Source organism: Halopenitus salinus, assembly GCF_055397165.1.
The window spans coordinates 854,337-875,648 of sequence record NZ_AP043853.1 but is presented as its reverse complement, the minus strand read 5'-3'; the positions used below and the strand labels follow the sequence as shown (position 1 = coordinate 875,648).

The window sequence follows — 21,312 nt, the reverse complement described above, 5'->3', positions numbered from 1 at the left end:
CTCGTCTCCACCGGAATTCTAATACAGTTCGAATACAATAATTGTACTATGCCGGTGGACTTCGAGACGCATACGCCTGGTGGGTCGCGGATAGACCTCTCGGAAGGGTCGAACGCCGGAATGATACTCAAATACCTGCTTGAACACCGCGGTGTCGGGTTCACGCCCGCGGAGTTAGCCGAAGCGACGAACATCCCGAGGGGCAGCGTCGGACCAACGCTACAACGCCTGGAAGATGCCGGACTCGTTCGACACAAAGAGCCGTATTGGGCGGCGGCCGAGGACGATCGCCTCGCTGCGGCGGCGGCGTCAATCGTTGGTGTGGAGGCCGTTGCGGACCGGTTCAGCGACGACTGGTACGCGACCAACGAGGGCTGGGAGGACGATCTACCCGACCTGAGCAACGAGGCGTGATCGATGGCGTACCCACGGGGCGCGATCGTCCTTGCGACGGACCCGTTCGGAAACGCGCCGAAACGCCCGTATGTGGTTTTGTCGAACAGTACTCATCCATTTCACGGCCAGGAGTACGTAGCCGCCGTGATCACGACGACGGAACGGCACAACGCGATAGAGCTGACTCCGGAACGGATCGAGCGTGGAAGCCTTCCGCGACGATCCTTCGTATCACCTTGGTCCGTCACGACTCTCAAAGATGCGGTGATCGATACGCAACCAGCACAGGTGACGGGTGAGACCGTCGATGACACGCGACGTGAATTGAACAAGTATCTGGAAGGTTGATCGGGAGTATTCTCCGACTACGGAAACGAACCGCCCGAAACGTTGGGACCCTAACGGAACGCGATCGTTGACGTCAACCCGACGCCGCCCGGTGCGTGGAGGCGTCGTCGTCAGTTACCGCCCGGACCGCCCGCGTGGTCCGGCGGTCCGCGTTCGCCATCATCGTCGTCTTCCTCGGACTCGTCGTCGGTGTCGTCCTCGTCCTCCTCGTCCGCTTCATCGTCAGCATCGTCCGCATCCGCTTCATCGTCAGCGTCGTCAGCATCCGCTTCCTCTGATTCGTTCTCCTCGTCAGCGTCGTCGTCCTCGGACTCATCCTCCTCGGACTCGTCTTCGTCGTCAGCATCGTCCTCATCGACGTCGCCGTCATCAGCATCGTCGCTCTCCTCGTCGGCGTCGTCGGTGTCGGTCTCGTCCTCTTCCTCCTCGGCGTCGTCGTCGTCGTCGACATCATCGGATTCGTCGTCAGCGTCGTCGCCCGGACCGGCGTGAGCCGGCGGTCCGCGCTCGCCGTCGTTCGCCCGATCGGAGTTCCCCGGCGCATCACCGGCGTTGCCCGGTGCATCATCGGCGTTGCCCGGGTTGTTCGACGTCACGAACTCCGAGACGGCGGAGCCGATCCCACCGTCGCGGTCGTCGGTCTGCTGGATGAACTCGCGGACCAGCTGGCCGAACGGCGTGTCCTCCGCGGACTCGTCGTCATCGCCGGCGGTCAGATCGACCGTCGTCGAGACGCTCTCGTTCCCGGCGGTCGCGGTCACCTCGACCGTCACGTTCTCCTCGGCGGCAGGGAGGCCGACCGTCCCGTTCTCGTCGGTCGTGTACTCGCCCTCGCCGGCGTACGTGACGTTCTGTCCCTCGGCGGTGGTGACGTTCACCGTCGCGTTTTCCACCGCGCTGTCGTTCTCGGTCACTGTGACCGTCGGTTCGTTGCCGGCATCGTCGACGGTCACGCCGAAGTCGCCCTCGGCGGCCGCGACGCCGGCCATCGCGCCGATCGCGACGACCGCGATCAGCAGCAGTCCGATCGTCTTCGTGCCTGTGGTTTCGCTCATGTCCACTCGGGCCCTGTCCCTGGTCGGTTATAAAGAGATGAATCGGTTAAGTCGGTTTAATTCCGTTTGTATCCCGGTTAAAGCCGTTCTACCGTCGGAATCCGACAAACGGAGTCCGTACGCGGACTCGTCGCCGATCACACCCCGTTTCGATCCGGTTCGCGGGTCGATCGGCGCTCGCGCGCGACACCAGGGCACCCGCCAGACCGAGGGGGAACCAGCAAGATCGAGACGATCGACCGCCACGGGTCGCCACCACGATCTGAGCCACTACCTGGTTTTTTGTCTCCCGAATCGGTGTCTCCACAGGATGCGCTACAGTCGAAGCTATCTGTTCGTCCCGGCCACCGACACGGAGGCGCTCGAGAGAGCGCGGGAAGGGCCTGCTGACGCTATCGTCCTGGACATGGAGGACGCGCTCAAGCCGCCCGCCAAGCCGGACGGGCGCCGGACTGCTCGCGCGGCCCTCGAAGAGCGCTCCCGAGACTCGAAACCACACGTCGTCCGCGTGAACGGTCTCGACACCGAGTGGGGGGTGAGCGACTTGGAGGTACTCCTGTCTACCGAACGGCCGCCGGACGCTCTACTGCTTCCGGACGTCAGGTCCGAGAGCGACGTCGACGTCGTCGACGATCTCGTACGCGAGGCCGGCCACGAGGACGAGACCGGCATCGTTCCCCTCGTCGAACGGCCGGCGGCCGTCTTCCGTGCACACGAAATCGCGCGTGCGAGTCCGCTGATCTCCGCCCTCGCGTTCGGCATGGGCGACCTCCGGCGTCACCTGGGAACCCTGGCCCAGTCCGACGCCGACGTCTCGTTACCGCGTTATCTGGTGTCACTGGCCGCCAGCGCCGTCGACGTCCCAGCCGTCGACACTCCATACCTTCAGCGCGACGACCCGACGGGACTTCGTACGGACACGCGGGAGGGACGTCGCATGGGTTACGACGCGAAGCTCACCTTCTTACCGGATCAGATACCAGAGATAAACGAGCTCTTCACGCCCTCGATCGAGGAGGTCGAACGGTCACGGCACTTCATCGACGCCTTCGAGTCGGCGCCTGACGAGAAGGGAGCGATATACGTCGACGGGACCTTCCTCGACAAACCGGTCGTGGAGGCACACCGAGAGCGGGTGGTTCGCGCCGCGAAACACGGTGTCGACCCGAGCGGGTGACGATCCCCTCCCGCTCCGCCAGAGAAGGGCGATTCGTGCTGGCGGGCGGAGCTTCCGTCGCCTCGTCGCGTCACTCTCGGAGTTCGGAGACGTCGAACACCGGCTTGCAGGTCCGTCCGTCCAGAAACGCCTCGAACGCTTCGTCGGCGTCGAGGAGCGAAAATCGGGAATCGATGAGCCCCTCGGCGTCGACGGTTCCCGACCGGATCATCCGGACCGACCGCTCGAAGTCCTCCCACATCGAGGCGAACGAACACTGGATGTCCAGCTCCGAGCGGACCAGCGGCGAGTAGGCCATCGTGGTCTCGCCGGTCTGTCCGACCAGCACGATTTGACCGCCCTTCCGGACCGCGTCGACGGACATCGGGAGTCCTGACGGGTGACCGGTCGTATCGAACACGACGTCGAAGCCGATTCCGTCGGTGACCTCCTCGCGGAGCGAATCGAGATCCTCGTTCTCGACGTCGACCGTTCGGAAGCCGAAGTCCCGCGCCAGCGGAAGCCGGTGTTCCGCGTCCCGACCCACGCCCGCGACGATCACGTCGCCTCCCTGCGCGGCGGCTATCTGTGCGGTGACCTGCCCGATCGGGCCGGGACCGGCGACCAGCACCGTGTCGCCCGCCCCGACTCGCGAGTTCTCGACGACGGCGCGAGCCCCGATGCTCGTCGGTTCGGTGACGGCGGCGCGTCGCAGGTCGAGTTCGGGTGGAAGCGCGTGGAGCGCCGTCTCCGGAACGGGAACGTACTCGGCGTAGGCGCCGTCGTGGTCGACGCCGGTGACGACGGCGTTCTGACAGACGTGTTCGTCGCCGGACTTACACTGATAACACGAGCCACAGCCGCGTATCGGTCGCTCGACGACCGGGTCACCGACGGAGAACTCCGTGACGTCGGACCCGACGTCGACCACCCGTCCCGAGTATTCGTGACCGATGACGGTCGGCGGTTCCATCCGGTGGTACGCCTCCTTGAACTTGTAGATACCCGCGTCGCTGCCGCACACGCCGGCGTAAGCGACTTCGACGAGCGCCTCGTTCGGTTTCGGCTCCGGTTTCGGGACGTCGACGAGTTCCATCCCACCCTTGTCTCGAGTTGTCTTGGCAAGTGCACGCATACGACTGACGTCTGATTCGATCCTGATAAACGAATGGGCTCTCCCCTCGACTCCGGATGTCGAGTCGCGTCCCCAGCCCGGCGGAGGTCCCTCGTCGGTCCGCCGGCGCTACGCGTTCGTACCGAGCGCCCGGTTGAGCACCAGCAGGACGACGAGCGTCCCGAGCAGGCCGGCAACGAACCCGTAGGCCGTTTTCCACCCGGCGACGTCGACCAGTAGTCCGGTGACGCCGCTCCCGAGCGAACTGACGAGCAACACGACCGTCCGAACGAGACCGAACCCCGTTCCCCGTTCGTCGGGCGCGAGGTTGTCCATGAATCGCGAGTTCATGACGCCGGGCCAGCTGAGGCCCAGCCCCACGAGGATAACGCCGCCGCCGTGGACGAACGGTCCCGTGCCCAACAGGAACGTCGCGTATCCAGCGGCGCCAGCGAGGAACGCACCGCCCAAAACGACGTCGCGGCCGATCGTATCCGAGACCCGACCGAGCGCTGGCGATCCGACGAGCGTGAACGCGAACACCGCGCCGAAGATGACGCTCGCCCGGGACGTGGAGAGGCCCCCGTATTCGACGAGAAACGTGGGGAAAAAGGAGGCGAACGCTTGCCAGGTGAAAAATCCGAGCATCGCGATCGCGGTGGTGAACAGGATGGTCCGGCGAGAGAGGAGGTCCAGGAGTCGGCGCACGTTGAGCTGGTCGCGTATCGAGGCGTCGAGGTTCTCGGGTGACGTGGCGGGCGCCCGCCAGACGAACAGCGCGAGCGCGGCGACCGCGATCGCCGTCGCGGCGAGCGGTCCCGCCCGCCAGTCGAGGCGCGCCGCCAGGTACGCGGCGGCGACGGGAGCCACGAGTCCGCCGGCCGAGGCACCGATCTCGTGAATGCCGAGCGCTCGGCCCGTATTCTGGAACTGATTGGAGAGAAACGCCACCCCGGCGGTGAAGTACAGTCCCGAGGCCGCACCGACGCCAACGGCGAGGATCGCGAACACCGGAAACGTCGGCGACAGTCCGAGCGCGAGGGTCGTGATCCCGGTCGCCCCGATGGCGATCGAGACGACTCGCGTCTCGCCGATCCGGTCGGCTAGCACGCCACCCGGGAACTGGAAGAGGGCGTAGGCGGCCCACATTCCCGAAAACGCCAGTCCCACCTGACCGTTCGAGACCGAGAAGGCGTCGGTGATCTGGGGGACCAGCGGACTCGTGACGAGACGGGCAAACATCGTCACGAAAAACGCCGCCGTCGTCACCCCGAGAATCTCCCGTTCTCGCCATCGACTCATCGCCTCTGACTCCGCCCCGCCACATTATAAAGAGCAAGGAGTCGTGTTGTGGGCGGATGCGTGACGCGAATCGTGTGGTGCGTGGGTTGTACGTCTGTGAGTCGTGCGGAGCGACGATGAACGCGGACGTGAACGGCGCGGTGAACATCCGACGAAAGATAACTCAGAGTCCTCCGACAGAGGGTCTGACTAAATCAAAATAGCGGGGTGACAGATTGCACCGTCACGACTACTCCGGATCGCTGAGGGCAGGTCACGCTCCTTCGCGGCGTCGAAGGCGATCGCGAACCCGCCACGAGAACGATCGAACGCACCGCCGTGACGATACGATCGAGCGAACCGGCACCACGATCTAGACCGAGGTGGGACGTGCACCGCTTCGAATCACCGCCCTGGAAACGGATGTCGACGTCGACGACCCTCGATGCCGTGTCCTCGATCGCACTCGAACGGGCGGACGTTCGAGTGGTCGACGATCCCGGATCCATCGAGGAATCCGATGCGAATCGAAATAGTCGCTTGCTAAGACGTTGTCTCGATCGACGGAAGACGTATATCCGACTCGCTCGTTCCCCTGTTCCAATCAGGAAATGAGCAAGATAAGTGACTCTTTCACCAGCCTTCGCCCCGCTGCTGTGAGATAAGCTAGTTGTATGTGAAGACGAATGTTTGACGCCTGCTTTAACGACATCTGCATTCGAGGATAGAAATAGTTTGATAATTGGTTAGTTTAGTATTTTTAATTTCTAAATACATATTTTATGCTGGTTTGATTCCCGTGTTTCACGCAGTGACATCGTTGGAAGGGCGTCTATAACCACCGTATCTTGTTGTTCAGAACGCGTACGTCGCTGACGAGATGTATTCCGTGGAATTCCTCGAAAATTCATTTACTTCAGGGATTCTCGTCATATTAAACTAAACATGCAGTAAGTGGATTGTAGCGAATAACCGTCGGAATACAGTCATATCCATCATCATTGAGTTCACAATCCCATCGATCACAAGGCAATCTGAACTCGTCCCATCAAACGGCCATCGAGCGGACTTCTGAACCTAGATGTGCTGATGAGTTAACAGCGATAAATATAAAATACATAGATATATAAGATAAAATATAGTAAAGGTAGAATAGCCAGCTCAAGTGGATATTGAGTTTAGTTATTGACTCGGGGATCGCCCTTTCTCCAGAGAAGCCAACTCGAAGCTGTCTTCACATCGATTTTGAAGAGCGACTCGGAACATGAAGCGTTCCAAGACCGTCTTTCCTTACTCTTCGTCTTACATAAATACGATCCCGACTTGATACAAAATCTTTATCATGTATTAGTCTGGAATCTCTTGGTATGCCATTACAGGCGTTATCAAGAATAGCCACTGATATTATTGGTAAGAAAGATGATAGTATTATCCAAATAGCAGGTATTCTTCTGCTACATCTGATGCTAATAACGGGATTAATTCAAATTTTTAATCGCTTTATCGATATTTCTGTCGGTCTGTATTGGGTTGGTGAGATAACACGAACAACGTTGGTGTTTCTCACATTAGTCGCCCTTCCATATCTATTCAAACATAACTTGGATATCTCATTCTTACCAATTCTTGAACGATTCTCCAACGAGACGTATAATGTTCTCATCTTAGTCCGTAACATATTGTTAATTGGATTTCTCGTAATTATGGTTCAGTCCTCGTACCTATCATACTACCAAGTTAACTCGATCACGCTTCCTACAATTAGATGGTTCTACATCCGATGGATATACGCAGTAATGGCCGTATCCTTCGGTGCAACAATCGTCTATGTCATTTCGGATACCTTGGGGAAATTGATCGCGTTAGCATCAACGGATGGAGTCGAAACTGACGCAGGTGATGATCATGTCTAACCTCTTGTTGCTCGCCTTTTTCATTACACTATTGGGATTGTACGCGCTTGGCGTACCGCTCGGTTATGCACTTGGTTCAACGGTTGTTGTTGTGATGTTTCTCCCTATCGGCCCAGAACTCAATTTTGCCATCTTGGCACAGCGAGTCTATGCGGGAATGGACGTGTGGGTACTACTAGCGATTCCGTTTTTCATCTTTGCAGGCCGACTTATGAATGAGGCGGGGATAACTGAAGATCTCTTTGACTTTGCCACTGAACTAGTTGGGACGCTACAAGGGGGACTCGCTCAGGTGAATGTGATTGTAAGCGTAATCTTCTCCGGAATGAGCGGGTCTGCGGTTGCTGATGCAGCTGGCCTTGGCGTGATAGAATATGACGCGATGACGTCACATGGATTTGATGGGAAAGATGCAGTGGGAGTGACCGGATCCTCTGCAATAATTGGACCAATTATCCCCCCCAGTATTCCGGTCGTGATTTACGCTGTACTTGTCGAAGAGTCGATCGGTGCCCTGTTCATGGCAGGTGTGATTCCGGGACTGATGATGGCTATAGCGCTGATGCTGACGATCTATTTCTTGGCCCGGAAACACGACTGGCCACGGGGTGAGCCGATTAATGTTCGAAGACTTTCTGTTTCGTTATTACGAACTATCCCAGGCCTCATAACGCCTGCAATCATCCTCGGCGGAATCATGCTCGGGATCTTCACAGCAACTGAGGCCGCTATTGTTGCCAGTCTATGGGCAATCCTGATCGGTACGTTCTATTATCGTGGCCTAAACGTTCGGACGTATTACAGGGTTTGTCGCGACACATTCGAAGATACAGCGAGTATTATCATTATTCTCGGATTCGCGAATGTCTATGCCTACTGGCTTACGCTTTCAGGAATTCCGGATATCCTCGGAGGAGTCATACTTGGAATCTCTGAGAGTACGGTAATCACACTTCTCTTCTTGACGATACTACTGCTCGTGTTAGGTACGTTCATGGAGACTAACGCGATTCTTCTGATACTCACACCAGTCTTACTGCCGATGTTCCCAACTCTTGGTATCGATCCGATTCACTTTGGAATCGTAATGATAGTCACGTTGATGTATGGTCTTATCACACCGCCTTTCGGTATTATTCTCTTTGTACTTGAACGAGTTACCGATGAAACTCTCACAGATGTAATGAAATCTATGCTGCCATACTACATTCCGCTGGGGATCGTTCTATTATTCATTGTTATATTCCCAGAACTCTCGTTATACGTTCCTCGAGCAACCGGTCTGCTGTGAGGAACGCGCCATTTTGAAAAGAAATTGTGTCAATTATTATATTTAGGCGAGGAGGATATTCCATAAATACTTTTATGACTAGATATAATCGCTATTCGCATGGATATCAATGGGGTCATCCCACCCATGGTTACGCCTGTCGAAGATCGCTCAGGAACAATCGCCATAGATGAATTACGACAATTAACCAATCGGCTTGTGAAAAATGGGGTACACGGTTTGTTCCCATGTGGGACGACCGGAGAGTTTTCGAGTCTATCACGATCGGACCGATCCACAATAATCCAAACCGTATCAAATTCAGCAGATTCTGTGCCAGTATTAGCGGGATGTGGTGGGACAAGTCGTTCAGAGGTACTTTCCCTAATTGATGATGCTGAGAAGGCTGGTGCAGATGCTGCAGTCATCGTCCTCCCGTATTACTTACCTGGCTCTCCAGAGGGTTTTGAGGAGTTTTATTCCAACATAGCAGACGACTCATCACTCCCCATCATCCTCTATCATATCCCGTCTCGAACAGGGCAAGAACTCCCCGTGGCAACTGTTCAAGCGCTCGCAGAACATCCAGCTATACACGGAATTAAGGACTCTAGTGGTGATGTCGGATATCTCTATGAGCTTGTTCGTTCGACTCCGGAGTCATTTTCTGTTCTCCAAGGGGGGGTTATCGATTCACCTACTGTCTTTCGTTTGGGAATTGACGGAATCGTTCCAGGTGAGGCAAATTACATGCCGTCGACCCTCGTCAACGTATACAGTTCATTCGTAGACAACAATGACGAAGCAATGATGGACGCACTACGATCCACTATTGAGATCGGACGTTCCTTTAGGGAAATTCCGCTTATTCCCGGTATAAAGTATCTGACAACCTATTCTGGAATTGATGTTGGACCTTCTCTTCCTCCCCTCCCAACGCTCAATGAGGAGATGAAGCGAGAACTTCGCGTGCGTTTTGACGAGTCAATGGGGTAGCCACAAGATCAGCATCAGAGAATTCTCTTTTAGACTAGTCGTGATCTAGACCACAGTTCCTCTCACATCATATCCGCCCGTGAAAATAGATATTGAAAAACCGATCCAGTCCCTCGATATTCAGGTTCGGAGCCTACAGATCCTGGATCTCCTGGAAGTCAACAGCCCATTCCTCGGAAGATAATTCCTCAAGGTAGGGTTGTCCTGCTTCTACAAACGCCTCCCGGTCAACCTCATCTGCACGAATTATGGTAGTACCTTCATCACGAGCCGCATCATACTCGTCCTCTTCCTGTTCACGGATGCTATCTGTTACATCATCGGCCGCCTCTTCTATCACGGATTCCATGTAGTCTCTGTCGTCTGTAGAGAGACCCTGATAGAATTCCTCATTCATGATGAAGTGGTGCATACTCAACAGATGGTTCGTCTCTGAGAAATGACTTTGAACCTCATAGAGGCTCGTCGACATGAACTGCGTTATTGGCCCCTCCGAGGAGTCTGCAACACCGGTCTCCAATGCCGAATAGAGCTCGTCGAATGGAACCGGGGTAACATCAACGCCAATCTCTTCCCAAACGCCGACCCACGAGTCGAACTGGGGAAGCCTCATCTTCAATCCCTGAACGTCTTCTGGTGAGGTAACCGACTTATTAGCCGTGACTCCCCGATTTCCCCATCGGTAGCCTTTGAACATTCGGAGACCATTGTTCAAGAGCTCTCCATTGAGCCCGTCCTCGGTCAACAAGAATTCCTCTTCGACACTACGATAATGTTCGATATCCCTGATGACAAAGGGGTCGCCCGCAAACGTATACGATGGGGCAAATCGTGTTGCAGTCGCCTCAGGACTCTCGATAACCATATCGGTCGTTCCCGAAACTGTAGCGTCAAGAACTTCCTCGGCGCCGCCTATTGTGCCTGCTTCCAGGTTAAACGAGATACGACCGTCAGTCTCATTTTCAATACGATCGATAAATTCCGATTGAATGGTCTGAACAATCGTGCTCTCTGGCCCGTTAGCCGAAGCAAGGGTGATCTCGACATCTTCTTCGCTATCTCCGTTACCACCATTACCGCCGTTACCACCATTCCCTCCGTTACCACCATTTCCATTCCCATTTCCACCCATGCATCCAGCAGTACCTACCGTACCAACTGTAAGTGCAACGCCACTCTTTTTCAGTAGTTCTCTGCGCTCAACCGGCCCATTATTCCAGGACATACGTGCTATTGAGGATACTAATTATTAATAAATGTTTTGGATATTTTGTTGTGGGCATATCTCTAAAATTGAGCATCTTTGTGGTACACAAATCTGTGGAAATCCAGTAGCGAGCAGCTTCGAGTTAGTCAATATCATTGAAGATAGTTTATTAGGGGAAAAGTACTCTTAGAAGCCGTGTAATCTGGATATCTAGATTAAATTGCGAATATTCCTGGTCAATTATATTGACTACACTCAAAGATCAGATCCATGGGCATTACATACGTACGTTTGTGATTTTGAGTAATGAAGGTACAATCACACTAGATGGTTTGATCGTGTCTTGGGGTCGCGGTAAGTTAGGGATTGAGGCGTCCGAATTAGAGTTCTATCGCGGAGATCGAACGCCCTTGGAAGGTATCGCGTGGATTGACTTGTCGTTTAGAGGGCGAGTTCGAACTCCACACCGGACGATTAAGAAAAGAATTCGCTGTCATTTGACTAGTATGTCACTTCGAGAGATAAATAAATTTCTTGAGTGATATCGGTCGATCTGAGTCCCATTGCTATTCGAAACTAGGTTCATAAAGTCGATCTATAGCTGCTCTTGATCGTCTCGGAGGATCAACTCGCGGTTGACGAAAAGATGCTCCGACTCCATGGTCCGCAGTTCTAGCTGGACGGCAAAGTTTATCCGGATAGGAACGAAATCCTTCACGTTAACCTCTCTGCCACCACAAATGAAAAACTGACGCGATGGTTTCTGACTGAGCTACACTAGCACTACTAGCTCAATACCGTGACGTTCCTCATCGATAATGGAAGCTATCATGAATTAATTCTTGCTGAAGACAATTATCCATTTCAAGTTATTCAGCATGGAAATTGGATTGCCATCGAACATATCTTATAAAAAATAGAACGGCGAACATCATCGTTCACAAATAGTTTTAGCAATGTCGTGCTAGAGACAGCTTAAAACAGGCTTGAATCTGTCGCCATCTATCATAATCCACGCCAAAGTTAACGTGAACTGTCTTAGATGAGACATGACCTAATTACTCAGGTATGCTCAATTTTGAGTTCGATCACATTGGCTGTATTTTGTAATTTTTGCGCCATCTCTTTTTGCACGTCAGTATTTGAGATTTTGGTGGAAGGCATCGAAATGCTAACAGCTCCGATAACACCATTCTCACTGTCAGTGATTGCAACTCCAATACAACCCAGACCTTCCTCTCCCTCGTCTAATTCAAGTGCGTACCCACGCTCTCGGGTTTTTCTCAATTCGTCATGGAGCTGATCCCTATCTGAAATCGTGTTCTGCGTTAGCTTTCTCATGCCATGTCGATCAATGATATTGTTCACGTCTTCTGGGGTTCGTTGAGCTAAAATAGCTTTCCCGTAAGCGGGTTGATGAAGGTATCCGTACTTCCCCATTGGTTCAAGATTTATCGCAGCATCTTGACCTTTTGAAATGTAGATTACAACACCACGGCCACGTTCTTCAATTGCAAGATTAACCAGCTCTCCGGTTTGTTGGGCCAACTCATCTACTTTCGGCCGTCCATGACGATAAAGTGGCAAACGATGTCTCATTTGTCCACCGAGCTGTAGAAATCTAAAGGAAGGTCGATAATCATCGCCATATTTCGTGACATATCCACGCTGAACAAGGGTCTGTAGATGAATATACACGGTACTTTTTGGAATATCTAGACATTCCGAAAGCTCAGTTAAACCCGCACTCTCCAGCTCAACTAGCTGTTCAATAATATCGAAACTCCTTTCGATAGATTGGAGACTATTTTTTGAATTCTTGGTCATAGTACTACAATTTCAGTTGTATATAATATATAGATGGTGGTTGATGACTATCGGACGGAAGTGTAGTATTCAATTTTTCGAATAATGCCAATTTTCAACGGTGCTGTTGACATATGTTGTTACAAGTTTAATCATCAATAGCGCACGGTGACTATTTGGTAGTGGTAATACACACATCACACAAAACGAAATGGCTGTACTAGACGACCTCTCGGGATTCGAATTAGAGGATCTGATGGAGGACGTATTCCGGAATCTCGGCTACGAAAACGTCCGACAGGCCGAGAAAACGGCAGACGAAGGGCGAGATGTGATGATGGAGGAGGTCGTCGACGGCACCCGCCGGGGGATAGTCGTAGAGTGCAAGCACACGGAAACGGTCGGACGACCAGTCGTCCAGAAGCTCCACTCGGCGATCGCGACGTTCGACTTCGACGGGCCAAAGCGCGGAATGGTCGTTACTACGGGACGGTTCACCAATCCTGCCGAGGAGTACGCTGAACGACTCCAACAGAACGGTGATCCCTATCCTATCGACCTAATCGACGGCGAGGACTTTCGAGAGCTCGCCGACGAGATCGGTCTCGATCTCTACAACGGGGGGATCGAGATCCTCTGTAACGAGACGCTGCGACCGTATGATCCGGCCACGGACATCGACGCACCCGTCAGAGAGGCGTTCTAGGACGTCGAGAACATTGAGGCAACGGACCTCCCAGCACCACACTCACAAGTCACGTTTCGTCCGATAGTCCCGCGATCACCGCGGACACGAACACCGTCTTCGAGACGTCGGTGGGCGTCATCCACCAGGTCACCACACGCTTCACGCCGAGTTCCAGCAGGCGATTGACGGTCCGTTTCGAGGCCGGGCGGACCTCGTCGGAGATAGTGATCGCGTGCAGGAAGCCGTCGAGACGGTTCGATCGAGGGCCGTCGATGCGGACGTCCCCGTTGCGGGTCTCGGGTTCGGGATGGACGACGTCAACGAAAAAGCGACGAACGGCTACCAGATGCTGAACCTCGGGAGCACGACCGGGGCGCTCGAGCAGACCGTCACGAGCTGGTTCGATGCCTCCGAACGGAACGGCGCGTGAATTTCGTGCTGTTCCGCCTGTCGGTGTACCGTTGACGCCGCCCGAAGCGTGGAGACGTCGGCGTCACATCGACGGCGCGTGACGGACGTCGCGGACGCGATCCTCGAGGGCCGGGACGGATCCGGTGGCGAGTGGAGCCGGAACGGATCCGGCGGCTCTGGGGAGACGCGATCGACGGGCAACGTCACCGCCCCCGCTACGCGTCACTCCTCGATCCGGTCGGCGTTGGAGGATTCACACTCCGGACAGCTGAACCAGTAGGAATCGAGGTCGGCCTCGGACTCGAACTCCGTTCCACAGTCCCCACAGCGGTAGGTCGGTGTGTCGTCCTCGACGCCTATCGCGTCCTTGACGGTGTCGATCACGGACATCAACGGACACTGGCGGCGGGAGACGCTTATGACCGGCGCGAGACTACGTCAGTCGAACAGCTAGTGACCCGTGATGCCGAAATATCGCCGTATCGACGTCGAAGACGCGGAGATCGTCACTTCACTGCGTGAAGGCCTCGTCCTCGAGGGGGTCGTGTCGGAGTTCGATGTTCACCTCGAACCCGGTCTCGATCAGCTCGAAGGTGACGCGTTCCAGCGAGGCCTGGTACACCTTCCGGTGGTTCCCCTCCGCGTCGATCTCGGTCTCTTCGCGCACCAGGTTGTGCTCCTGGCAGACGTTGAGGCGCCGATAGACGGTGGGCTGTGAGACCGACAGGTGATCGGCAAGCTCCCCCGCGGACTTCGGCTCGGTGTTCGTCAGCGCGAGGATCTTGCGTACCTCCTCGCTGCCGAGCATCTCGAAGACCGTCTCCGGGTCCCACTCGGAGGTCACACCGACACATCGGTCCCCCAGTATAAATGTCGTTCCGTCATCGAACCACCGGACAGGCATCCGGGGATCCTCACCTCTCGTCTTTCGTCCCCACGCCCTCGCGCACCTTCACGGCCATGCCCGTCTCGAACGCGCGCATCTCGACGGCGGCCAGCTCCGCGCGCCCGACCGCCAACAGCTCGTCGTCGGGCGTCACCACGAGCACCTCGTCTCCGGGACGCACCGCGTCGTCGACGGCCTGGACGAACTTCGCGAACGCGTTGCGCCCGTCGCGTACGAAGGGCTCGCTCTCCTCGCCGACGGTCACGCGATACGCCGGCGGATCGAGCGCCTCCCGGAGCCGACGGCCGCCCGCTATCCCGAGGGTGAACCGGCCGTCCGTCCCGTAGGAGACGAGCCGCTCGCCCTCATCGCCGCCCGTGGGGTCGACGTCGCCGGCGAGCACCTGCCTGGGACGTCCGCCGCTCGATCGCCGGATCGAGAGCGGCTCGTCGTCCGGAAATAGCGCCGCGCCCGCGCCCGCGCCGAACTGGTAGTCGGCGCTCACGCGAAGGTCCGGAATTCCCGTCGTGTCGCTCATGAAAGGCGCTTGGACGACGAGGCGGATAAGTGCGGCCGATCGACGACGCGTTCCACCCCGAAGGTCTCCGGATCCGACGGGTTCTTTGTGGACCGTAGGACAGATCCGTCACCGAGTTCAAATGGCCCTGCTCCCGCCGTCGATCCGACCGTCCAGCCGTCCAACGGGGGAGTCGGCGTGAACGCGAACGACCGGTCCATCACGGGGTTCGTGATGGTTGCACACGGGCTGGTACACACCTACGAGCTCTCCGTGCCGATCTTGATGACGGTCTGGCTGCTCGAGTTCTCGGTCACGGCCGCCGTGCTCGGCGTCGTGGTCACGGTCGGGTACGGCCTCTTCGGAATTGGCGCGCTCCCCGGCGGGCTGCTCGTCGACCGCTACGGCTCCCGCCGGCTGATCGTGGCCTGTCTGTTCGGGATGGGGATCGCCTTCCTCTCGTTGAGCCTCGTTCCCCACGTCGCGACGATCGCGATCGCGCTCGGCCTCTGGGGCGCCGCCGCCAGCGTCTACCACCCGGCCGGCCTCGCGCTCATCAGCAACGGGATCGACCCGGACGCCCGCGGCACGGTCTTTGCCTACCACGGCATGGCGGGCAACGCCGGGATCGCCTTCGGCCCGCTCGCGACCGCGCTGCTGCTGCTCGTCGCCGACTGGCGGGCCGCCGTCGTCGTGCTCGGCGCCCTCTCCATCGTCGCCGCGCTCGTCGGGCTCTCGATCGACTTCGACGAGACGGCGGGACTGACCGACGCCGAGGACGAAGAGGTCGAGGGCCCGGACGCGGACGGGGAGATCCGCTCGCTCGCCGACCTCATCGAGGGAACGCGCGCGGTCTTCACGGCCGGCTTCGCGCTCGTCTTCCTCGTCGTGATGTTCAACGGGCTGTTCTACCGCGGGATGTTGACGTTCCTGCCCGAGCTGTTGAACGACTTTCTCGTTGCGATCGTCGGCGACGTCCGCCCGGGCGTCTTCGATCCCGACAGCGCGCTCGCCGAGGAGTTCGACCTCGCCCGGTACGTCTACGTCGGGCTGTTGACCGTGGGGATCGCCGGCCAGTACGTCGGCGGACGCCTCACCGACCGGATCGAGCCCGAGCGGGGGCTCGTTGCGATGCTGCTCGTCCTCACGACCATCGCGCTCGCGTTCGTGCCCGCCTCGCGTGCGGGGCTCGGCCCGCTTCTCGCGATCGGCGGCGCGCTCGGGTTCGCGCTGTTCGCGATGCAGCCGCTCACCCAGGCGACGATCGCGGCCTACTCGCCGCCGGAGTCGCGGGGACTTTCCTTCGGATTCACCTACCTCGGCATCTTCGGCATCGGCGCGCTCGGGGCGACCGTCGTCGGCGTCGTGTTGACCTACGCGGACTCCGAATTCGCCGTCTTCCTCGCGCTCGCCGGGTTCACGATCACCGCCTGCGCGCTCGCGAGCGTCCTCGTCTCTCGCGATCTGCGGCCGTGAGGAGGACGCGCGCGGAACGGGCGATCGGGGAGCGCAGCCACTCCTCCCTCACTGCGGGAGTTCCGCGAGCTTCAGCCGCAGCCATCCGAACGCCACGAACAGCACGAGCCCGAGCGGGACGCCGACGACGAGCCCCCCGAGGAACCGTCCGATCGACAGTCCGAGCGCCATGCCGAGCACGAACGGAAGCGCGAGCCGCTCCACGAGTTCGTTCGGCGGAAGCGTGATCGGCCCCCGATCTGTCCCCTTCGCGCCAGCCGTCTCGTCGTCATCCATACGCCCCCTCCACGTTCCGGCGTAACAGGTGTTTGGACTGGCGTCGACGAGTGTCTCCGCGGCGAATTCGCTTATCCGCAGTACGTCCCACCACAATTCATATAATGTATGATCTGCGTATATTCACTGAAGGCATGTCCCGAACCACCGCCACCATACCGGACGACCTCACCGATCTCATGGAGGGGGCCGTTAAAGCGGGAATCTTCGAAAACAAAAGCGATGCCGTTCGTCATGTCCTGCGGGAATATTTCGAGGAAAATCGGAACGCCCGTATTGCGGCTGCGGTATCGCTTTACGGGGATGAGGAGATCACGTTAGGTACTGCTGCCCGGCTTGCCGGAGTCAACCGATTCGAGATGCGAGATATCCTGCGAGAGGAAGGCATCGAACTGCGGTTCGGTCCCGAGGACATGGACGCTGTGAGAGACGAAATCGAGGCCGCTCGCGATCTCGAATGACGACGTCGCCACGAAAGCCAACGGTACTCAATACCACCGTCCTTTCCAACTTTTCCCACGTCGATTCCGTCGAGCTGTTGGTCGATCTCCCTCGGATCGTGACGGTAGATGCTGTTCGCGACGAACTCGAAGACGGAACAAACACCCATCCGTACCTCGAACGTGCGTTAGCAAGGCTCGGGGAGGAGATCACCGTGATCGTTCCATCTAGCTCCGTGACGGCGTTGGAGGAGACGCTCTTGGAAACCCTCGATCCTGGTGAGGCACAGGCACTAGCCGTCGCAGAGGTTTCTGATGGCCTAATCGTTACTGACGACGGAGACGCGCGTGCTACCGCGAACCAACGCCAGGTGGATTTGACCGGGTCGATCGGGCTCCTGGTTCGTTTCGTCGAAGACGGTCACCTTTCGCCGGACACGGCGGACGAATACCTCACACGTTGGATCGATGAGGCCGGGTTCCGTTCTCCTGCCCGCGACTTCGACGTTTTTCTCGACGAGTGACCGTCTCGACCCGGGTCGTGTATTCCGGCCGGGGAGAACGTGTATTCCGTTCGGAGGGATAGTGGACCCCATCGGAAGACGTTCACCGAAGGCGGCTGAGCAGCTCGTTGTCGTGATCCAGCGTGTACCGCCGAAACGGCCTTGCCGCTTCGAGACACACGCCGCCTCGGATCATCGCCATCTGTGGAGAAGGCGATACTCCTCGTCCGGCGTGTACCGGCGGAACAGCAGACTGTTCGACAGCACCGAGACGCTGGAGAACGCCATCGCGCCGGCGGCGAGCACGGGCTGGAGCAGGCCGAGCGAGGCAAGCGGGATCATCGCCGTGTTGTACCCCAACGCCCACACGAGGTTCTGTTTGATCTTCGCGAGCGTCGCTTCGGAGATGCGGATCGCCTTCACGACGTCCACCGGATCGTCGCGCATCAGGGTGACGTCGGCGGCCTCGATGGCGACGTCCGTGCCCGACCCGATGGCCGTCCCCACGTACGCCACCGCGAGCGCGGGCGCGTCGTTGACGCCGTCGCCGACCATCATCGCCTTCCGCCCCTCGTCCTGGATGGACTCCACGGCGTCCGACTTGTCCTCGGGAAGCACTTCCGCACGGACGTTCCCGGGGTCGATGCCGACCTGCTCGGCCACGGCGTGGGCCGTCCGCTCGTTGTCGCCGGTGATCATCATCACGTCGACGTCGCGCGCCTGGAGCTGGCTCACGGCGTCCTTGGCGCTCTCCTTGACCGTGTCGGCGTTCGCCACCACGCCCACGAGTTCGCCCTCGTAGGCGACGAGCATCGCCGTCTTCCCCTCGCGCTCGAGGCGATCCATCGTCTCCTGGGCGGGCTCGTGGTCGATCCCGTTGTCGCGGAGGAGTTTCCGGTTTCCGACGAGCACCTCGCCGTCTCGCGAATCCGTGCCGTCCTCCCCCGATCGTTCGGCGGTCGGTCGGACCGCCCTGCCGTCGACGGTCGCTTTGACGCCGTGGCCGGGGACGTTCTCGAAGTCGTCCGGATCGGTCACGTCGATGCCGCGGGCTTTCGCTCCATCGACGATCGCTCGCGCGAGGGGGTGTTCGCTCCCGCTCTCGGCGACGGCCGCGAGCCGGAGCACGTCGTCCTCGCCGAGCCGCTTCCGTGCGGTCAGCTGGCCGCCTCCATCGGCGGCGGGAGTCCCGTCGCCGCTCGAGCGTTCGGCAGTCGGCTGATCGTCGTCATCGAGGACGACGACGTCGGTCAACTCCATCTCGCCTCTCGTGAGCGTCCCGGTCTTGTCGAAGACGACCGTGTCGACGTCCTTCGCGCGCTCGAGGACGTCGCCGCCCTTGAACAGGACGCCGTTCCGGGCGCCGAGGGTCGTCCCGACCATCGTCGCGGCGGGCGTCGCCAGCCCCAGCGCACAGGGGCAGGCGATCAGCACCGACGAGGCGAACACGATGACCGCGAACTCGAAGACCGAGACGCCGCCGGCCGCGACGGGACCCCCCGCGACGAGGCCCCAAAGTGGGAGCGCCTCGACGACGCCAGCGAGCGTCGCGGGGAACAGGTACCAAACGACGCCCCAGAACACGGCGTTCGCGATGACCGCGGGGACGAAGTACGCGGAGATGCGGTCGGCGAGGTTCTGGATGTCGGGCTGGCGCGACTGCGCCTCCTTCACCGTCTGGACGATCTGCTGGAGCGCGGTGTCACTCCCGACCTTCGTCGCCTCGACGACGAGGACGCCGTTCTCGTTGATGGTCGAGCCAACGACCTCGTCGCCCTCGTTCTTCTCCACGGGGACCGACTCGCCGGTCACCATCGACTCGTCGACCGCCGACTGGCCGTCGACGACGACGCCGTCGGTCGGGATCTGCTCGCCGGGGCGGACCTTCATCCGGTCGCCGACCTCGACGTCCTCGAGCGGGATCTCCTCCTCGTTGCCGTCCTCGTCGACGACCGTGGCCGTGTCCGCCTCCATCTCCAGGAGCGTCCGGAGCGCCTCGCCGGCCTGGCCCTTCGAGCGGGCCTCGAGGTAGTTGCCGAGCGTGATGAACACGAGGATGAACGCCGCCGTGTCGAAGTAGAGCCCGCCGGCGATCGCCCCGAGGAGGACCGCCACGGAGTAGACGTACGCGGTCGACGAGCCCAGCGCGATGAGCACGTCCATGTTGGCGCGGCCGTTCTTCACGAGCGCCTTGTAGGAGTTCTCGTAGAAGGGTCGACCGAGCACCAGCTGGACGGGCGTCGCCAGCGCGAACGCGATCCATCCGGACGGCAGGCCGAGGAGTTCGTCGCCGACGAGCCCGAGTCCCAACAGGTGGTCGGCCATGAACGCCAGCAGGGGCACCGACAGCACGGCGCCGAACAGCGTCAGCCGGAGCTGTCGACGGATCTCCTCCTCCCGTGCGGCCTCTCGGACGTCGCCGCCCGAGTCGTCGTCCTCGGCGTCCTCCCGGACGGGCGAGTAGCCGGCGTCCTCGATGGCCCCGTAGAAGTCCTCGAGGCTCGCCTCGGCCGGGTTGTACGTGACCTGTGCCTCGTCGGTCGCGAAGTTGACGTCGGCGTCGACGACGCCGGGCGTCCGTTCGAGGGCGTCCCGGACCGTCTCCGAGCAGTTCGCACACGACATGTCGGTGATCGCGACCGTGACCGAGTCGGTCACCGGCGTGTATCCGGCCTCCTCGATCGCGTCGTATATCTCCCCGAGCGAGACCGTCTCGGGGTCGTAGACGACCGACCCCTCGTCGGTCGCGAAGTTGATGTCCGCCTCCGAGACGCCGTCGAGGGAGCCGACGGCCTCGGAGATGGTCCGTGAGCAGTTCGCACAACTCATCCCCCGAACGTCGATGTGGCTCTCCCGTTGACTCATTGTCCGTACATACGGGCTCCGTATTCAGTGCCCTTTCCCTTTTGAGGCTTCAGAAATTGTGCGAGAATAGTTTGGAATACAAAGTGGATCGGGCAGCAAACCTGTTGGTTCGAGGCGACCCGAAACCGGATCTCCAGAGGCGAGTCACGGCAGCCCCTCCGAGACGATTCACGACCGGCCTCGAGGCGATTCAAAGCAGGAAGGTGTCCTCTCTCGCGCCCAGATCGATGAACGAGTCGACGGACTCGAGGAGGTCCTCCGACGTCGAGGACTCGAAGCTCATCGCCTCGACGCGGACGCCCTCGTGGCGCAGGTGCGAGCAGAGCCGCGAGAAGTCGCCGTCGCCGGTACACAGGACGACGACGTCGACGTGGCTCGCGAGCGTCACCGCGTCGAGGCTCATCCCGACGTCCCAGTCGGCCTTCTTCGTCCCGTCCGGGAACGTCTTGATGTCCTTGATCTTCGTCTCGAAGCCGATGTCGTAGAGCGCCTCGAAGAAGCGCTCCTCCTCGGGCGACTCCGCGCGGATCACGTAGGCGATCGCCCGCACCAGCCGGCGGTCCTGAACGGCCTTGTCCAACAGCGCCGAGTAGTCGATGTTCCGCGAGTAGACGCTCTGTGCGGAGTGATAGAGGTTCTGTGAGTCCGCGAGGACGGCGACGCGCTGGTCCGGGTGAATGTCGGTCATACCGGCCCTTCTGCCGCCTC

At 58.8% G+C, this 21,312-nt stretch carries 19 protein-coding genes and 5 pseudogenes; 13 read left to right on the top strand and 11 right to left on the bottom strand.

Features of this window, described 5'->3' with window-relative positions; genetic code table 11:
• Positions 1-48: 48 nt before the first annotated feature.
• Positions 49-414, top strand: coding sequence for a winged helix-turn-helix domain-containing protein (locus ACZ5YD_RS06140; RefSeq protein WP_379745689.1), 366 nt, complete (start codon positions 49-51; stop codon positions 412-414).
• A 3-nt stretch (positions 415-417) separates the two neighbouring features.
• Positions 418-744: a hypothetical protein gene (locus tag ACZ5YD_RS06135; protein WP_379745692.1), complete on the top strand. Its 327-nt coding sequence runs from the start codon at positions 418-420 to the stop codon at positions 742-744.
• 110 nt (positions 745-854) lie between these two features.
• Here ACZ5YD_RS06135 and ACZ5YD_RS06130 read toward each other — a convergent pair.
• A pseudogene (locus ACZ5YD_RS06130) lies at positions 855-1,691 on the bottom strand (hypothetical protein); the annotation flags it as partial.
• Positions 1,692-2,109: 418 nt separating this feature from the next.
• On the opposite strand from ACZ5YD_RS06130, the gene ACZ5YD_RS06125 reads away from it, so the two are divergent.
• Positions 2,110-2,976, top strand: a complete 867-nt coding sequence (locus ACZ5YD_RS06125) for an HpcH/HpaI aldolase/citrate lyase family protein (RefSeq protein ID WP_379745698.1) — start codon at positions 2,110-2,112, stop codon at positions 2,974-2,976.
• 70 nt (positions 2,977-3,046) lie between these two features.
• Here the strand turns inward: ACZ5YD_RS06125 and ACZ5YD_RS06120 are convergent, their stop codons facing one another.
• Positions 3,047-4,090, bottom strand: coding sequence for a zinc-dependent alcohol dehydrogenase (locus ACZ5YD_RS06120; RefSeq protein ID WP_379745701.1), 1,044 nt, complete (start codon positions 4,088-4,090; stop codon positions 3,047-3,049).
• A 108-nt stretch (positions 4,091-4,198) separates the two neighbouring features.
• Positions 4,199-5,371: an MFS transporter gene (locus ACZ5YD_RS06115; protein WP_379745704.1), complete on the bottom strand. Its 1,173-nt coding sequence runs from the start codon at positions 5,369-5,371 to the stop codon at positions 4,199-4,201.
• 41 nt (positions 5,372-5,412) lie between these two features.
• Here ACZ5YD_RS06115 and ACZ5YD_RS06110 point away from each other — a divergent pair.
• From ACZ5YD_RS06110 to ACZ5YD_RS06095, 4 genes and pseudogenes are all read left to right on the top strand, one after another.
• Positions 5,413-5,574: pseudogene (locus tag ACZ5YD_RS06110) on the top strand (zinc ribbon domain-containing protein); the annotation flags it as partial.
• 1,143 nt (positions 5,575-6,717) lie between these two features.
• Positions 6,718-7,263 carry a TRAP transporter small permease gene (locus tag ACZ5YD_RS06105; protein ID WP_379745707.1) on the top strand — a complete coding sequence of 182 codons (546 nt, stop codon included), beginning with the start codon at positions 6,718-6,720 and terminating at the stop codon, positions 7,261-7,263.
• Complete coding sequence (locus ACZ5YD_RS06100; RefSeq protein WP_379745710.1) at positions 7,256-8,554, top strand: TRAP transporter large permease; 1,299 nt, start codon at positions 7,256-7,258, stop codon at positions 8,552-8,554. The genes ACZ5YD_RS06105 and ACZ5YD_RS06100 overlap by 8 nt, the downstream gene beginning before the upstream one ends.
• Positions 8,555-8,653: 99 nt before the next feature.
• On the top strand, positions 8,654-9,529 hold the full coding sequence (locus ACZ5YD_RS06095) for a dihydrodipicolinate synthase family protein (RefSeq protein WP_379745713.1): 876 nt from the start codon (positions 8,654-8,656) through the stop codon (positions 9,527-9,529).
• 133 nt (positions 9,530-9,662) lie between these two features.
• Here the strand turns inward: ACZ5YD_RS06095 and ACZ5YD_RS06090 are convergent, their stop codons facing one another.
• Positions 9,663-10,754 carry a TRAP transporter substrate-binding protein gene (locus ACZ5YD_RS06090; RefSeq protein ID WP_379745716.1) on the bottom strand — a complete coding sequence of 364 codons (1,092 nt, stop codon included), beginning with the start codon at positions 10,752-10,754 and terminating at the stop codon, positions 9,663-9,665.
• Positions 10,755-11,126: 372 nt separating this feature from the next.
• Here ACZ5YD_RS06090 and ACZ5YD_RS06085 point away from each other — a divergent pair.
• Positions 11,127-11,715: pseudogene (locus ACZ5YD_RS06085) on the top strand (IS6 family transposase).
• Positions 11,716-11,798: 83 nt separating this feature from the next.
• Here ACZ5YD_RS06085 and ACZ5YD_RS06080 read toward each other — a convergent pair.
• Complete coding sequence (locus tag ACZ5YD_RS06080; protein WP_379745718.1) at positions 11,799-12,563, bottom strand: IclR family transcriptional regulator; 765 nt, start codon at positions 12,561-12,563, stop codon at positions 11,799-11,801.
• 190 nt (positions 12,564-12,753) lie between these two features.
• Here ACZ5YD_RS06080 and ACZ5YD_RS06075 point away from each other — a divergent pair.
• Together ACZ5YD_RS06075 and ACZ5YD_RS06070 are read left to right on the top strand one after the other, a co-directional pair.
• A pseudogene (locus tag ACZ5YD_RS06075) lies at positions 12,754-13,388 on the top strand (restriction endonuclease); the annotation flags it as partial.
• A gap of 62 nt (positions 13,389-13,450) precedes the next feature.
• Positions 13,451-13,660 (top strand): annotated as a pseudogene (locus ACZ5YD_RS06070) (HpcH/HpaI aldolase family protein); the annotation flags it as partial.
• Positions 13,661-13,863: 203 nt separating this feature from the next.
• On the opposite strand, the gene ACZ5YD_RS06065 reads toward ACZ5YD_RS06070, so the two are convergent.
• From ACZ5YD_RS06065 to ACZ5YD_RS06055, 3 genes are all read right to left on the bottom strand, one after another.
• Positions 13,864-14,031, bottom strand: coding sequence for an FmdB family zinc ribbon protein (locus ACZ5YD_RS06065; RefSeq protein WP_379745721.1), 168 nt, complete (start codon positions 14,029-14,031; stop codon positions 13,864-13,866).
• A gap of 121 nt (positions 14,032-14,152) precedes the next feature.
• Complete coding sequence (locus ACZ5YD_RS06060) at positions 14,153-14,485, bottom strand: ArsR/SmtB family transcription factor (RefSeq protein ID WP_379745724.1); 333 nt, start codon at positions 14,483-14,485, stop codon at positions 14,153-14,155.
• Between the two features lie 70 nt (positions 14,486-14,555).
• Positions 14,556-15,065, bottom strand: coding sequence for a PUA domain-containing protein (locus ACZ5YD_RS06055; RefSeq protein WP_379745726.1), 510 nt, complete (start codon positions 15,063-15,065; stop codon positions 14,556-14,558).
• Positions 15,066-15,242: 177 nt separating this feature from the next.
• Here ACZ5YD_RS06055 and ACZ5YD_RS06050 point away from each other — a divergent pair, with 177 nt between their 5' ends.
• Positions 15,243-16,520: an MFS transporter gene (locus tag ACZ5YD_RS06050; RefSeq protein ID WP_379745729.1), complete on the top strand. Its 1,278-nt coding sequence runs from the start codon at positions 15,243-15,245 to the stop codon at positions 16,518-16,520.
• A gap of 48 nt (positions 16,521-16,568) precedes the next feature.
• Here ACZ5YD_RS06050 and ACZ5YD_RS06045 read toward each other — a convergent pair whose 3' ends face one another.
• Positions 16,569-16,796: a hypothetical protein gene (locus tag ACZ5YD_RS06045; protein WP_379745731.1), complete on the bottom strand. Its 228-nt coding sequence runs from the start codon at positions 16,794-16,796 to the stop codon at positions 16,569-16,571.
• A gap of 134 nt (positions 16,797-16,930) precedes the next feature.
• Here ACZ5YD_RS06045 and ACZ5YD_RS06040 point away from each other — a divergent pair, with 134 nt between their 5' ends.
• Together ACZ5YD_RS06040 and ACZ5YD_RS06035 are read left to right on the top strand one after the other, a co-directional pair.
• Complete coding sequence (locus ACZ5YD_RS06040; RefSeq protein WP_379746029.1) at positions 16,931-17,257, top strand: UPF0175 family protein; 327 nt, start codon at positions 16,931-16,933, stop codon at positions 17,255-17,257.
• On the top strand, positions 17,254-17,760 hold the full coding sequence (locus ACZ5YD_RS06035) for a PIN domain-containing protein (RefSeq protein WP_379745733.1): 507 nt from the start codon (positions 17,254-17,256) through the stop codon (positions 17,758-17,760). The genes ACZ5YD_RS06040 and ACZ5YD_RS06035 overlap by 4 nt, the downstream gene beginning before the upstream one ends.
• A gap of 171 nt (positions 17,761-17,931) precedes the next feature.
• On the opposite strand, the gene ACZ5YD_RS06030 is transcribed toward ACZ5YD_RS06035, so the two are convergent.
• Together ACZ5YD_RS06030 and ACZ5YD_RS06025 are read right to left on the bottom strand one after the other, a co-directional pair.
• Positions 17,932-20,604 carry a heavy metal translocating P-type ATPase gene (locus ACZ5YD_RS06030; RefSeq protein WP_379745736.1) on the bottom strand — a complete coding sequence of 891 codons (2,673 nt, stop codon included), beginning with the start codon at positions 20,602-20,604 and terminating at the stop codon, positions 17,932-17,934.
• A 190-nt stretch (positions 20,605-20,794) separates the two neighbouring features.
• A complete protein-coding gene (locus ACZ5YD_RS06025) occupies positions 20,795-21,292 on the bottom strand; it encodes a LabA-like NYN domain-containing protein (protein WP_379745739.1) in 498 nt (165 codons plus the stop codon).
• Positions 21,293-21,312 lie beyond the last annotated feature (20 nt).